Consider the following 14023-nt stretch of genomic DNA (forward strand, 5'->3'; position numbering starts at 1 on the left):
CCGGAAGCTAAGCCTGCCAGCGCCAATGATACTGCCCCACCCGGGCGGAAAAGTAGGACACCGCCGAACACAAATTAAGCCCTGTGGCCCCCAATTCGATTGGGGGCCACAGGCATTTGTACGGCACGTATCATTACCGGCGCTCTGAATTCGGAGTGGCGCCCCGCGCGCTAATTGCCGTGTTGATTGCCGTGGCCGTGTCGGCCGATTCAGTCGAACAACGTCAACGCCGGAGAGACACGACTCTTCTCCATGTCGAGCAGCGCCCTTTTACGGTCGAGGCCGCCGCCGTATCCGGTCAGGCTGCCGTTGGCCCCGATGACCCGATGGCACGGCACGATGATGCCGATCGGGTTGTGCCCGTTGGCCAGACCGACCGCACGGAATGCACCCACGGCTCCGATCTGGCGGGCGATCTCACCGTACGACCGCGTCTCACCGTAGGGAATTGTCAGCAGCGCCGCCCACACCTTTCGTTGAAACGCCGTACCGACCATGTCGAGCTCCAAGTCGAATTCGGTGAGCTCACCGGCGAAGTAGGCCTCGAGCTGTCCGACAGCCTCGGGAAAGGCGCCATCGTCGGCAATCCAGCCTTCGCGACTGGGCTCATACGTCTGGGCGACCATCCGTAGGTGCCTCAGCCGCGTGTCCTTGCCCGCAAGGGTAAGCGGACCGACCGGGCTGTCGATAACGCGAAAGTGTATGGCTTCCATCGCTTCTCCTTTGGCAGCCACCGTCCGTCTGGCATGCGACCGCCGATGCTGGTCACCGGTTCTCGCCGAAGCGGCCAACCCCGTCGTGGTCAGCTCACTGTGGATGTCGTGCACATCCCACGATGGCACGTGTCCACGGCTCAAGCTGGCGGAAATCCGACATCGTCGTCGCGAGTGCTCGCGGCGCCAGGACGACACGGTGTGGCATCGCGATGACTTCTGCCCTCCGGTGCAGTCTGATCGTCGTGGGCAGACTCATTTATGGCTTCAACGTGTCGGTGGACGGGTACATCGCGGACGCGCACGGCAGCATCGACTGGTCCGATCCGAGTGAAGAACTGCACCAGTACTGGAACGACTTCGAGCGGCAGACCGCCTTGTCGTTCTACGGGCGGCGGCTCTACGAACTGATGTCAGCGTACTGGCCGACCGCCGACGAGGCACCGGACGCGACACCGTTGATCGTCGATTACGCCCAGATCTGGCGGGATATGCCCAAGGTCGTGTTCTCTCGCACCCTGGAGTCCGTTGACTGGAACTCGCGCCTGGAGCGCGGCGACCCCGTTGAGGTGGTGACAAAGGTGAAAGCCGAAACCGACGGCAATTTGGAGGTCGCCGGTGCGACGCTGGCCGCACCGATCGTGCAAGCCGGCCTGGTGGACGAGTATCGGCTCGTGTTGGCGCCCACCGCTGTGGGCGGCGGAACTCCATTCTTTCCGACACTGCCGTCCTGGACCTCGTTGCGGCTGTTGGAGAACCTCACCTTCGGGTGCGGCACGGTCCTGCTGCGCTACGAAGCCAAGCGGGACTGATCGGACACAGCTAACGGCCTGCGGTCGCACGATCAGCGAGCTGTAGGTATCTCAGCCGCCAGAGGCGGTCAGCACCGAACCGTGACGTAGACCGTGCTGTAGCGGATGCGCTCCTGAGAACCGGTGGTACCGACGGGATCACGCACCGTGACGTCGTGTCCTTCGGCCACGCTGCTCACGTTGCAGTGTGACAGTGGCGCTGTGCCCACGCGGTTGACGATCACCCTCTTACCCTGGCTCTCGAGGTTGCGGATGGTGTCAATGGCGGTGCCGGGACCCGACGGCGCGGACTGCGCGACGCCGGCCAGGCCGACCGCCGAGAGCAGCGCCGCCGCGGCCATGGTGGAGACAATCGGTGTTCGCATTGCGCTTTTCCTTCCTCATACGATGCCGCCGTTGGCGAAGACGGTCTGGCCGTTGACCCAGCCGCCATCGTTGCTGCAGAGCCCCGAGACGACGTCGGCGATATCGGATGGTTCTCCCAACCGTTGGTGCGGCGTGCGCTGCGTGAAGCCCGCGATCTGATCAGCGCTCTTACCGTCGGTGAACAAGCTGGTATTGACGACGCCGGGCGCCAGCGCGTTGACCGAAATTCGTCGTCCCGCAAGCTCTTTGGCTAGGACCGCGGCAAACATGTCCTGGGCCATCTTCGTTGCGGCGTACGGCCCGTAGGTGGAGGTCCGCAACTGAGTGATGCTCGAGGAAAGCGTCACGATCCGCCCGCCGTCGCGGATTCGGCGGGCCGCTTCGCGCAGCGTGTTGAAGCTGCCTTTGGCGTTGACGGCGAACATCCGATCGAAGTCGCCGTCACTCATCTGGGCGAAGGGGGAGAGGCGCATGATCCCGGCGTTGGCGACGACGGCATCGACGCCGCCGAAGGCTTGTTCATGTTCGTCGAACAAACGGCGGACCGACACGGGATCACTGACGTCGGCCTGGACCCAGATCGCGCGTCCGCCGTCCGACTCGATGCCGCGGACCACCTCGGCGGCCAGGTCGCGGTTCACCACGCAGTTGACGGTGACGGCATAGCCGTCGCACGCCAGCCGTCGTGCCGTCGCCGCACCGATGCCGCGCGACGAGCCCGTGACGAGAGCCGACATGCCATTCGAACGTCGATCGTCGCCGATGGTCGCCGTCGCGATGCCTGCGACGCCGGCCGCGCCGACGCCTGCGGCAACGACCGCGGAAAGCATCGACCGTCGTGACAATCGAGTCGCGGCGCCTTTGCCTCCGCTTCCGGTGTCTCGTCCGGCGTCCGTCGGTTCCACAGCCCGGCGCTCCGATCCGTTATCGATGGTATCCAACTAGTGATATCGCTGATGTTATCAGTAGAACCTTGAAAGTGCTATCGTCGATAACGTGCAGAAAACCGAACTCGGGCCGCGAGAGCGCATCCTTCGCGCGGCCGCCGACCTTCTGACGAGGGAGGGCCGCGATGCGGTCACGACGCGCAGCGTCAGTGCGGCCGCGGCAGTGCAGCCGCCCACGATTTATCGGCACTTCGGTGATATGCAGCAACTGATCGACGATGCCGCCAGCCTCGGCATGGTCGAGTACCTCACCGAGAAGCGAAGTCGACGTCTGACCGATGATCCGATCGAAGACCTGCGAGGCGGGTGGGATTCACATATCGACTTCGGCGTGCGTAATCCACACGTCTACGCGGTGCTGTATGCAGACCCGCGGCCCAACGCCAGACCCAAGGCAGTGGTCGAGGGTGACGCGATCCTGCGCTATCTGATGCAGCGCATCGCCGAAGCCGGCCGCCTTCGCGTCGATGTCGACCGTGCCGCGGAGATGATGCATTCGGCCTGTCGCGGTGTCGCGTTCACGCTGATCTCGCAACTACCCGAGGACCGTGACCCCGGCCTGTCGCATGCGACGCGAGAAGCAATACTGGCGGCCATCACGACCGAAGGCTTCGACGACCCGTTCGGCGACACCCGTATCGCCACCCGCGCCATCGCCCTGAAATCTCTGCTGGAGTCGGCTGATACGAAAACCCTCAGCCCCACCGAAGCCGCACTGCTGCGAGAGTGGCTCGACCGTCTCGTGCGGAGCTAGACCGAGCCGCGCGCTTTCGGAGGCCAGTCGTTGACCGCATGATCGAGCGCGGTCCACAGGTGCTGGGTCACGTATGACCGCCACGGTCGCCAGCGGGTGCTGTGCTCGGTGAGCGAGCGTGCCTCGGCGGGCAGGCCCAGCTGTTCGGCCGCCATTCGCACGCCGAGGTCGGTGACCGGGAACGCGTCGGGGTCTCCCAACCCCCGCATGGCGATGATCTCCGCGGTCCACGGGCCGATGCCGGGCAACGCCTGCAGCTGCCCACGCGCGCTGTTCCAGTCGCAGCCGGCATCCAGTACCACGTCTCCGTCGGCCAGTGCGCGGATAAGCGATGCCAGGGACCTTTGTCTGGACGTCGGGAAGGCCAAATGGGCGGGGTCGATCTCCGCGAGATGCTCGACGGTCGGAAAGACGTGCGCCAGACCACCGTTCACATCGGTGATCGGTCGACCGTACGCCGACACGAGCCGGCCGGCATGCGTGCGCGCCGCCTTCACCGACACCTGTTGGCCGAGCACCGCTCGTACGGCCAGTTCCTGTTCGTCCACGGTGCGTGGGATGCGCTGTCCGGGAGCCTTGGCGACCAAGGCACTCAGGTCGGCGTCGGCGCCGAGCGCGTCGACGACCGCCTCGGGGTCGGCATCGAGGTCGAGCAGCCGTCGGCAGCGGGCGATGGCCGTGGCGAGGTCGCGGAAGTCGTCGAGCGCGACGCGGCACTGCACATGGTCCGGCTGCGGTGTGAGACAGACGATCCCGTTCCCGTTGGGCAGGCGCATGGTGCGGCGATAGGCGCCGTCGCGCACCTCTTCGACGCCCGGCACCGCACTGGCTGCCAGGTGCCCGAACAACCCCTCGTATGCGAACGGGGTGCGGACCGGCAGCCGTAGGGATATGGTGCCGGCACCGTCCTCGCTTCGGCCCATGCGCGTTCGCGCGCGGTGGCGCAATGCGGTTGGAGGTAGGTCGTACACCGTTCGGACGGTGTCGTTGAACTGGCGGATGCTGGAGAACCCTGATGCGAATGCGACGTCGCTGAATGGCAATTCGGTGGTCTCGATGAGCACACGTGCCGTCTGCGAACGCTGCGCCCGCGCCAGCGCGAGCGGATTGGCGCCGACTTCCGCCTGCAGGAGCCGCTCGACCTGGCGGGTGGTGTAGCCGAGCTTGGCGGCCAGCCCGGTGACACCTTCGCGGTCGACGATGCCGTCGGCGATCAGCCGCATGGCCCGCGCAACAACGTCGCCACCGACATTCCATTCCGGCGAACCCGGCGAGGCGTCGGGTCGGCACCGCTTACAAGCGCGGAATCCGGCCTTCTGGGCAGCCGCAGCGGTCGGATAGAACCGCATATTGCGGGCGTACGGCGGGCGGACCGGACAACTCGGCCGGCAGTAGATCCCGGTGGTCAGCACCGCGGTGACGAACCAGCCGTCGAACCGGGCGTCCTTGGACTGGACGGCCCGGTAGCAGCGGTCGAAATCGTCGTACATGCCTCTCACCATTACACGCGGCCCCCGAGGGGACTAGCGGAAAACCGACATCGTCGTCGGAGGCTCATGAGTCGACGATCGAGACGGTTTGATCCTGCTAACGGGCTGGTTTCGGCGTGCTAACGATTCGAACCCGTCTGTCATTGTCGGGTGCGCGGATGCCGATGTCGTGGTGTCGTGGAAGCAATGTCGAATCGAGGGTGGGTTCTTGTCGGTGCCGTGGCCGCATGCTCGGCCGCGGCTGCGTTCACCGTGCCGTCGGCCGTCGCAGCGCCGGCATCCGACACCCGCGGCTACGTCGACTCGACCGCGCGTTGTGCGGCGCCCTACTCGGCGGTGGTGTTCGGCAGTACCGCCACGTCGCGCGTGGCGATCTGCGAGACACCCAACGGCAGCTATGAATACCGCGGAGTGCGGTTGCGCGACGGCGCCAAACTGATCAAAACCGCCGAGAAGTCGGGCAACACGTTCACGGTCGACAACGACGGAATCACGTATACCGTGTCCGAGGAATCGCTGATCCTCGCGGCGGGGTCGCGCGTCATCCGCGACGAGGCGATGCTGGATTTCCACGAGGTCTCCGCGTCGAGCCCAGGGAAGTCGCCGCCCGCATCGAACCCGGGGGCGTCGCCGCCCGCGGCGAGTTCGGCCCCCACGACATCGCAGAAGCCGCTGCCACCACCGCTGCCCGCCGAAGTGGGGCACGACGAGAGCTGAGCGGACCGCAGCCTCTCAGTCGGCGACGTTGGACACCCGGCTCGACGGGGCGGCTCCGGCTTCGTGATCGCCCATCAAACGTCCTCGCGCGACTGAGGCGGCGCCGTCGCCGGTGATCAGCCACAGCGTGGTCAACTGAGAGATCAGCTCGTCGACGGTGATCGCCGCGGTGCCGTCGACGAAGGCCAGAACAGCATCGGCGGTGCCTCCGACCAGAAATGCCGGCGCGACCTTCGCCAGCGGTCGCGGGCGAGTTCGACGCCGTGCACCGTGCGCGCGTGCTCGATGAGCACGTCGGTCAGGCTGCGCATCACCGCAACGCGGTGCGTGCGCAGACCCGGGGTCGCAGCGACCCCACCCAGCAGGACCCGCGCGCGGCGCGGACCGTCGACCAGGCTGTGCACCAAGGCCGTGACGCACGCAAATGCCTGCTGTTCAACGGGTTTCGTCTGCGTTTGGACGGCAGCGCCTACGGTTGCGTCGCGGACGGCGGCGGCGATGTCATCGATCACGGCACCAGCCACCGCATCGACCTCGGTGAAGCTCTCGTAGAAGTAGCGCTTGTTGAGGCCCGCGTCGGCGCACAGGCGCTCCTGCACTCAACACATATCTCACCGAGACTGCTGAAAGCATCGACCGCGCGCTGGCCACCTGGCGGCCGGCGACCCGCTTTCCGATGTATCCGTCGATCAAACAGATGTTGTTGCAACAGGCGGCCGAGGTGTTCATCGGCACCGAAATCGGCGCGGAGTCCGACCAACTCATCCGCGACTTCCACGACACCGTGCACGGCGGGCAGGCCATCGTCCGCGCCGATGTGCCCGGCGGGACGTGGGCGCGAGGACTGCGGGCGCGAGAACGCCTCGAGCGCTACTTCGGCAGGCAGATCGCGGACCGCCGTCGCGGCGAGGGCGCCGATCTGTTCTCGATGCTGTGTCGCAGCGAATCCGACGACGGTCAACGTTTCACCGACGCCGACATCGTCAACCACATGATCTTCCTGTTGATGGCCGCTCACGACACCACGGCCATCGCCCTGGCCATGCTCGTCTATGAGCTGGGGCGAAACGGTCACTGGCAGAACATGCTTCGTGACGAGGCTGTCGCCCATCCGATCGATTCGCCCACCCTCGACGACCTGGAACAGTGCGCCTTGCTGGACGCTGCGTTCAAGGAAGTGCTGCGCATGTATGCCCCGGCGGGATCCCTGTTCCGCCAGGCGATTCGCGACACTGAGATCTGCGGGCACTACATACCGCGCAAGGCCCAGATCGCGATCAGCGTGCACGCCTCGATGCGGCTGGCCGACTGGTGGCCCGCGCCCGACACGTTCGACCCTTCGCGGTTCACCGACGCGACCAACCGCGCGGCGGTCAACCGCTATGCGTTCGCGCCGTTCGGGGGCGGCGCCCACAAGTGCATCGGCCAACAGTTCGCCGATATGACGGTCAAGACGGTGATGCACAAGCTGTTGCGTCGCTTCCGCTGGAGCGTGCCCGACGGATACCGCGTGCCGCTCACGTGGGGGACCGGACCCACACCGGCCGACTCACTGCCGATCGAGCTCGAGACTCTCACTTGAGATTTCGGTCCTGCGCGGCAGCCCATGGCGCGTGATGGCTACGACCCGAACAGGGTCGTCATCGCGGTCGTCAGAGAAGCCATCGTGCGGTCGCGTTCGTCACCCAGTCCGACCAGCGCGTCGACGGTCAACGGACCGAGGATCTGAGTCAGGCCGTGCCCCTCGTGCCCGAAGAACCCGGCGATCTCCAGCAGCACCGCACCGTGGCAGATGCTCCACAGCCGCCCCGCGACGGCCGCCTCCCCGTCATCGCGGATGCGCCCGGCCTCGATCATCCGGCGCACGCCGGTGAGTAGTGCATCGAACGACACCGCCCACTCGCTTCGGGCGCTGGCGCTGCCGGTGACCGTGAGGTCGGCGTGGTACCGGTTCAACGACTCGGCCGCGGTGCCGAACATCATCTGGTAGCGCTGGGGGTTCTGCAGCGCGAATTCCCGGTAGCGAGCGCCCATCACGAAGAAGTCCGCGACCGGGTCCTCGGTCGGTGCCACTTCAGTCAAAGCCCGCGTGAAGCGGGCGAACGACTCGCCGGCGATCGCGTCGATCAAACCGGACATGCCCTCGAAGTGGGTGTACACCGCCATCGTGGACGTACCGGTTTCGGCGGCCAACTTGCGCGCGCTGAGGGCGGCCAGGCCGTCGCGTTCGAGGATGCGGATGCCGGTCTCGACCAGGTGCTCTCGAGCGCCGCTCACCCTTGCCATGGTGCCATAACGGTGTTATACAGAGGGTGTCATAACACTGTTATAGGGATGACCCGATGACGAACCGTTACCTCGATGGCGTCTTCGCGCCGATTCACGACGAGCACACGCTGACCGACCTCGAGGTCACCGGGACGATTCCCGACCACCTCGACGGTCGCTATCTGCGCAACGGCCCGAACCCGATCGGGGAGCTCGATCCCGAGCTGTACCACTGGTTCATCGGAGACGGGATGGTGCACGGCATCCGGATCCGCGACGGCAGGGCGGAGTGGTATCGCAACCGGTGGGTCCGTGGCCCGCAGACCGCGCGGGCCCTGGGAGAGCGGCCGCCGAAAGGGTCCTTCCCGATCTCGGGAATCGGCGCCAACACCAACATCATCGGGCATGCCGGCAAGACGATCGCGCTGATCGAGTCCGGCGTGACGAACGTCGAACTCACCGACGAGCTCGACACCGTCGGCGCATGCGATTTCGACGGGACGCTGACCGGCGGTTACACCGCGCATCCGAAGCGTGACCCGGACACCGGTGAGCTGCACGCCGTCTCGTACAGCATGTACCGCGGCAACACGGTGCAGTACTCGGTAATCGACACCGGCGGACGCGCGCGACGCACGGTCGACGTAGAGGTCGCGGGAAGCCCGATGATGCACGACTTTTCGCTGACCGAGAACCACGTCGTGTTCTACGACCTGCCGGTGACCTTTGACGCCGGTATGGCAGTGGAGATGACGGTTCCGCGCGGTCTTCGGTTCGTCTCCCGGCTGGTGTTGTCGGCCCTCATCGGCCGGGTCCGCATCCCCGACCCGATCAGCGCACGGCAACCGCGGGGCGAAACCACCGATCGCCGCTTCCCGTACTCGTGGAACCCGCGGTATCCGGCGCGCGTGGGTGTGATGCCACGCCAGGGCGGCAACGCCGATGTGCGCTGGTTCGACGTCGAACCCTGCTACGTGTTCCATCCGATGAACGCCTACGACGACGGCGACACCATCGTGCTCGACGTCGTTCGTCACCCGAAGATGTTCGACACCAACCGGCTTGGCCCCGACGAGGGACCCCCGACGCTCGACCGCTGGACGGTCGATCTCGCCGACGGCAAGGTCCGCGAATCGCGCATCGACGATCGCGGTCAAGAGTTTCCCCGTGTCGACGAACGCCGCGCCGGTAGACGCCACCGCTACGGGTATGCGCCGAACGTCGGCGAGGGCGAGACCGCCGACGTCCTGCTCAAGCACGATTTCGTCGGCGGTGCAACCCAGTCACGGTCATTCGGTGACGGAAAAGTGCTCGGGGAGTTCGTCTTCGAGCCGTCCTCGCCGGAGGCGGCCGAGGACGACGGCGTGTTGATGGGCTATGTCTACGACCGCCGGACCGACCGCAGTGAGCTGGCGCTGCTCGACGCCCAGACCCTCGAGGACGTCGCGGCCATCCGGCTGCCGCACCGCGTGCCCGCGGGGTTCCACGGGAACTGGGTACCGGCCTAGGATTGCGCCATGGCCGAACTGGTGCAGAGGTTCCTGGACCAGATTCGGGAGCAGCACGCCGACAACGACGAAGGTGCGCTGGCCGACTACATCCCCGAACTGAGATCGGTCGACCCGAACGGCTTCGGTCTGTCGCTGTCCATGGCCGATGGCCACGTCTACGAATCCGGCGACACGGCAATCGAATTCACCATCCAATCGATATCGAAGCCGTTCACCTACGCGCTCGCGCTCGAGCGCGTCGGCATGGAAGCCGTCGACGCCAAGATCGGCGTCGAACCCTCCGGCGAGGCGTTCAACGAGATCAGTGTGGACGAAACCACCAAGACGCCGAAGAACCCGATGATCAACGCGGGCGCGATCGCCGCGGCCTCGCTGATACCCGGCGCCACTGCTGACGAGCGGTTCAACCAGATCCACGAGTTCTATTCGGCGTTCGCGGGCCGCGAGCTCGCAATCGATCACGACGTCTACGGTTCAGAGCAGGCCACCGGTAGTCGAAACCGCGCGATCGCCTACATGCTGCAGAGCTTCGGCGTACTCGACGGCGATCCCGACGAGGCTCTCGACGTCTACTTCCGGCAGTGCTCGATCAAAGTGACGAGCACCGATCTGGCCGTCATGGCCGCCACGCTCGCTCGCGGTGGCGTCGAGCCGGTGGCTGGGCGGCGCGTGGCCAGTGCGGCGGTCGTGCAACGCACGCTGAGCGTGATGGTCATGTGCGGGATGTACGACGCGGCAGGGGATTGGGCGAGCGCCGTCGGCATGCCCGCCAAGAGCGGTGTCGGCGGCGGCATCGCGGCCGTGCTGCCGGGGCAGCTCGGAATCGGCGTCTACTCACCGCGGTTGGACGCCAAAGGCAACAGCGTGCGAGGGACCGAAGTGTGTCGCAGCATGTCGGCGGAGCTCGGCCTGCACTTCCTCGCGCACACCCGGGAATCCCGGTCGACAATCCGCAACGCGTACGACGTCGAACCGGGTGTGCGGGTTTTCGAACTGCACGGCGACCTATTGTTCGCCGGTGCCGAACAGGTGCTGCGCAGGGTCTATCGCGAGCGCGACGTATTCGACGTCGCGATTCTAGAGTTGTCACGGGTCGACGACATCGACGACGCGGCGCGTCGCATGTTCGCGGGCATGCGCGAATCGCTCGTCGCGGCCGGCAAGGAGGGCTACGTGGTCGACCCCGACCGGGTCCTGACCGCGAGCCACACCGAAGGCTTCGACGCCAGGGTGTACGGCACGCTCGAAGACGCGCTGAGCGCCACGGCGAACCTGCGCACCGGTGACTCAGGCGGGTAGGGCCAACCTCGTCGGCTCGTCGTGGCCCCGCAACGTCACCTCGTCGCCCAAACGCCAGTGGACGCGCTCGGTTTCGCTCGCGCCGGACACCGCATCAGAGCTGGCCAGTACGTGGCCGGGAGTTTCCTTGGCCAGTTCACATAGCCGTGCCGCCTCGTTGACGGGCTCGCCGATGACGGTGTACTCGAAACGTTCTCGGGCGCCGACGTTGCCCGCCACCGCTTCGCCGGCGGCGACCCCGATGCCGGCGTCGAACTCGGGCACCTCTTCGTGGATGCGCCGCGCGATCGCCCGCGCGGCGGCCAGCGCCGAATCCTCCGGGTTCTCCAGACGCACCGGAGCCCCGAACACCGCGAGCGCACCGTCACCCTCGAACTTGTTGACGAAGCCGTGATGACGATCCACTTCCTCGACGACCACCGCAAAGAACCGGTTGAGAAGGCCGACGACGTCGGTCGCGCGCTTGGACGTGACCAGCTTCGTCGACCCGATGATGTCGACGAAGATGACCGCGACATGACGCTCCTCGCCGCCGAGCTTGGGCCGTTGCTTCTCGGCCTCGGCGGCGACCTCCCGGCCGACGTGGCGCCCGAAGATGTCGCGCAGGCGTTCACGTTCCTTGAGCCCGTGCACCATCTTGTTGAACCCCCGCTGTAGCTCACCGAGTTCGGTGCCGTCGAAAACGACGAGACTGCAGTCCAGATCGCCCTCCTCGACGTGCTTGAGAGCCGAGCGCACAACTCGGACCGGGGTGGCGATGAGCCACGACAGCAGCCACATCAGAGTCAGCCCGAAGGCGAGGGCGATCACCGCGATGATCATCACGGCTACCGCGAACTGGGTAGCGGTGAGGTTCCGCAGCGCCAGTGTGAACACCGCGAGCAGAAGGATGCCGAGCACCGGCACCCCGGAACTGAGCAGCCAGACCGTCATCGTTCGCCCCATGACGCCGTGCGCCAACCGCCGCGGAGGACGACCGGCCTCGAGTGCCTGAGCGGCGATCGGGCGCAGAGCGAACTCGGTGATCATGTAACACGCGGTCGCCACCACGATGCCGGGGAAGCCCACCGCGAGCAGGAACCGCGGAATGAACGCCGGGTCCTGCATGCCGTACAGCACGGTCAGCAGTACCGTGCCGATGCCCCACAGCAGAAGAAGCTTCTTGGCCACTCGCCATGGCGCCAGGAACACGTTTCGCTGGTCCTCGCGGGTGGGGGGCCGCTCCTCGATCGCCCACCGCAGCGAGCCGACGGTGCGCGAAGTGATCCAGGTCGTGCCGAAGACGAGCGCGACCACCATGTAGGCCGGCACCACGCCCCAGGTCAGCCAGGCCGGTGCGTCGGTGAAGACACTGGGAACCGGGATGGCGACCCCGTTGAGCAGCAGCGAGACCGCGATGCCGAGGATGTTGGTGAACAGGATGAAGAACGTCAGGATCACCTGGATACGGACGCGTCGGCGCGCCTGACTTTCTTGGGGCTTTCCGAGTAACCACGACCCGTATTCCGGGGTGCCCAACCGTCCACTCTGGCGGGTCACCGTCTCCAGGACGCGACCCAGCCGATGTGCGACGCTCCTGTTGGCGGTCATCGTCCCCTCAGCCTAAATTGCCGGGCGGCCACCTAAGGTGGTCGGGTGCGTCTCGTGATCGCCCAGTGCACTGTCGACTACGTCGGACGCCTGACCGCTCACCTGCCTTCGGCGCGGCGGCTGCTGCTGATTAAGGCGGATGGTTCGGTGAGCGTGCACGCCGACGACCGTGCCTACAAACCGTTGAACTGGATGACCCCGCCGTGTCGCCTGACCGAGGACACCTCCGGCCCGACCCCCGTGTGGGTGGTCGAGAACAGGGCCGGTGAGCAGCTGCGGATCACCGTCGAAGCTATCGAACACGACTCCAGCCACGAACTCGGCGTCGATCCCGGCCTGGTCAAGGACGGCGTCGAGGCGCATCTGCAGGAGTTGTTGGCCGAGCACGTCGAATTGCTCGGGGCGGGTTACACGCTGGTGCGGCGCGAGTACATGACTGCGATCGGACCGGTCGACCTGTTGTGTCGCGACGCCAACGGCGGGTCGGTTGCGGTCGAGATCAAGCGCCGCGGCGAGATCGACGGAGTGGAGCAGCTCACCCGTTATCTCGAGCTACTCAACCGCGACACCCTGCTGGCCCCGGTCGCCGGAGTCTTCGCCGCCCAGCAGATCAAGCCGCAGGCCCGCACGCTGGCCACCGACCGCGGCATCCGCTGCGTCACGTTGGACTACGACAAGATGCGCGGCATGGACAGCGACGAGTTCCGGCTGTTCTGATGGCCCGCAAGCGGTCTCGTCGGCGGTCCGAGCGGCCGCCACCGCCGCTGCCTGCATCCCGACGCGTCGAGACCGGGCCGGACGGCTACGAGTACGAGGTGCGTCCGATCGCCGCCGCGCGGGCCACCAAGACATACCGGTGTCCGGGCTGTGATCACGAAATCCGGCCTGGCACAGCACATGTCGTGGTACTTCCGGCCGATGTGGGGGAGCGGGCGGCCGACGACCGTCGGCACTGGCACACGCCGTGCTGGACGCACCGCGCGACGCGTGGCCCGACCCGCAGGTGGTCTTAGTGGTCGCCGTCCGCAGCGGGCTCGACGAGCTCGATGAGGACGCCGCCGGCGTCCTTCGGGTGGATGAAGTTGATCCGTGAGTTCGCGGTGCCGCGGCGCGGGGCGTCGTAGAGCAACTGCACGCCGTCGGCGCGCAGGCGCTCGCTGAGCGCGTCGATATCGCTGACGCGGTAGGCCAGTTGCTGAAGACCGGGGCCGCGTTTGTCGATGAATTTGGCGATCGTCGAGGTCTCGTCCAGCGGCGCCATCAACTGGATCTGCGCGCTGCCCACAGGGGCGCCACGCACCGAGAGCATCGCCTCGCGCACGCCCTGGTCCTCGTTGATCTCCTCATGGAGAACGATCATGCCGAGATGATCGTGGTACCACTTGATCGCGGCGTCGAGGTCCGGAACGGCGATCCCCACGTGATCGATCGCCGTCACCAGTGCGCTGGCGAGCGCTGGACGTGCGCCTACGTGTTCGGTGGTCATAGCGTAACGGTAACCTTGAGACAGATGTTTGTGGAATGTGTCATGGAACACAGATCGCTATACCCACTTT

16 protein-coding genes are annotated in these 14023 nt (G+C 66.2%); 8 read left to right on the forward strand and 8 right to left on the reverse strand.

Annotated features, from left to right (window positions below):
• Positions 1-209: 209 nt before the first annotated feature.
• Positions 210-713, reverse strand: a complete 504-nt coding sequence (locus tag A5790_RS10700) for a methylated-DNA--[protein]-cysteine S-methyltransferase (protein ID WP_066843432.1) — start codon at positions 711-713, stop codon at positions 210-212.
• Between the two features lie 245 nt (positions 714-958).
• Between A5790_RS10700 and A5790_RS10705 the strand changes: the two genes are divergently transcribed.
• Entirely contained in the window at positions 959-1525 is a 567-nt protein-coding gene (locus tag A5790_RS10705; protein ID WP_066843435.1) for a dihydrofolate reductase family protein, read from the forward strand.
• Positions 1526-1593: 68 nt separating this feature from the next.
• Here the strand turns inward: A5790_RS10705 and A5790_RS10710 are convergent, their stop codons facing one another.
• Together A5790_RS10710 and A5790_RS10715 are read right to left on the reverse strand one after the other, a co-directional pair.
• Entirely contained in the window at positions 1594-1890 is a 297-nt protein-coding gene (locus tag A5790_RS10710) for a hypothetical protein (protein WP_066843438.1), read from the reverse strand.
• Between the two features lie 15 nt (positions 1891-1905).
• Positions 1906-2721: an SDR family oxidoreductase gene (locus A5790_RS10715; protein ID WP_082961678.1), complete on the reverse strand. Its 816-nt coding sequence runs from the start codon at positions 2719-2721 to the stop codon at positions 1906-1908.
• Positions 2722-2887: 166 nt separating this feature from the next.
• Between A5790_RS10715 and A5790_RS10720 the strand changes: the two genes are divergently transcribed.
• On the forward strand, positions 2888-3592 hold the full coding sequence (locus A5790_RS10720) for a TetR/AcrR family transcriptional regulator (RefSeq protein ID WP_066843441.1): 705 nt from the start codon (positions 2888-2890) through the stop codon (positions 3590-3592).
• Here the strand turns inward: A5790_RS10720 and A5790_RS10725 are convergent.
• A complete protein-coding gene (locus A5790_RS10725) occupies positions 3589-5082 on the reverse strand; it encodes a DNA-3-methyladenine glycosylase 2 family protein (protein WP_066843645.1) in 1494 nt (497 codons plus the stop codon). The two genes, A5790_RS10720 and A5790_RS10725, sit on opposite strands and share 4 nt — an antisense overlap.
• 186 nt (positions 5083-5268) lie before the next feature.
• Here A5790_RS10725 and A5790_RS10730 point away from each other — a divergent pair, with 186 nt between their 5' ends.
• The gene (locus A5790_RS10730) at positions 5269-5799 is read left to right on the forward strand and encodes a hypothetical protein (protein WP_066843444.1); all 531 of its coding nucleotides are present in this window, start codon (positions 5269-5271) and stop codon (positions 5797-5799) included.
• Positions 5800-5942: 143 nt separating this feature from the next.
• Here the strand turns inward: A5790_RS10730 and A5790_RS10735 are convergent, their stop codons facing one another.
• Positions 5943-6398, reverse strand: a complete 456-nt coding sequence (locus tag A5790_RS10735) for a hypothetical protein (RefSeq protein WP_066843447.1) — start codon at positions 6396-6398, stop codon at positions 5943-5945.
• A gap of 98 nt (positions 6399-6496) precedes the next feature.
• Between A5790_RS10735 and A5790_RS10740 the strand changes: the two genes are divergently transcribed.
• On the forward strand, positions 6497-7381 hold the full coding sequence (locus A5790_RS10740; protein WP_231987719.1) for a cytochrome P450: 885 nt from the start codon (positions 6497-6499) through the stop codon (positions 7379-7381).
• Positions 7382-7419: 38 nt separating this feature from the next.
• Here A5790_RS10740 and A5790_RS10745 read toward each other — a convergent pair whose 3' ends face one another.
• Positions 7420-8076, reverse strand: a complete 657-nt coding sequence (locus A5790_RS10745) for a TetR/AcrR family transcriptional regulator (protein ID WP_231987721.1) — start codon at positions 8074-8076, stop codon at positions 7420-7422.
• 65 nt (positions 8077-8141) lie between these two features.
• Between A5790_RS10745 and A5790_RS10750 the strand changes: the two genes are divergently transcribed.
• Positions 8142-9575 (forward strand): carotenoid oxygenase family protein, encoded by a 1434-nt coding sequence (locus A5790_RS10750; protein ID WP_066843454.1) that lies wholly within the window; start codon positions 8142-8144, stop codon positions 9573-9575.
• Between the two features lie 9 nt (positions 9576-9584).
• Positions 9585-10877: a glutaminase A gene (gene glsA / locus A5790_RS10755; protein WP_066843457.1), complete on the forward strand. Its 1293-nt coding sequence runs from the start codon at positions 9585-9587 to the stop codon at positions 10875-10877.
• On the opposite strand, the gene A5790_RS10760 is transcribed toward glsA, so the two are convergent.
• Entirely contained in the window at positions 10866-12467 is a 1602-nt protein-coding gene (locus A5790_RS10760) for an adenylate/guanylate cyclase domain-containing protein (RefSeq protein WP_066843459.1), read from the reverse strand. The two genes, glsA and A5790_RS10760, sit on opposite strands and share 12 nt — an antisense overlap.
• Before the next feature lie 45 nt (positions 12468-12512).
• On the opposite strand from A5790_RS10760, the gene nucS reads away from it, so the two are divergent.
• Together nucS and A5790_RS26180 are read left to right on the forward strand one after the other, a co-directional pair.
• Positions 12513-13184 (forward strand): endonuclease NucS, encoded by a 672-nt coding sequence (nucS, locus tag A5790_RS10765; RefSeq protein WP_066843461.1) that lies wholly within the window; start codon positions 12513-12515, stop codon positions 13182-13184.
• Positions 13184-13480 carry a hypothetical protein gene (locus tag A5790_RS26180; protein WP_082961674.1) on the forward strand — a complete coding sequence of 99 codons (297 nt, stop codon included), beginning with the start codon at positions 13184-13186 and terminating at the stop codon, positions 13478-13480. Before nucS ends, A5790_RS26180 begins: the two co-directional genes overlap by 1 nt.
• On the opposite strand, the gene mce is transcribed toward A5790_RS26180, so the two are convergent.
• Positions 13477-13953: a methylmalonyl-CoA epimerase gene (gene mce, locus A5790_RS10770; protein WP_066843463.1), complete on the reverse strand. Its 477-nt coding sequence runs from the start codon at positions 13951-13953 to the stop codon at positions 13477-13479. The genes A5790_RS26180 and mce overlap by 4 nt on opposite strands.
• Between the last annotated feature and the right edge of the window lie 70 nt (positions 13954-14023).

Source organism: Mycobacterium sp. 852002-51152_SCH6134967 (assembly GCF_001667105.1).
Taxonomy (GTDB): domain Bacteria; phylum Actinomycetota; class Actinomycetes; order Mycobacteriales; family Mycobacteriaceae; genus Mycobacterium; species Mycobacterium neumannii_A.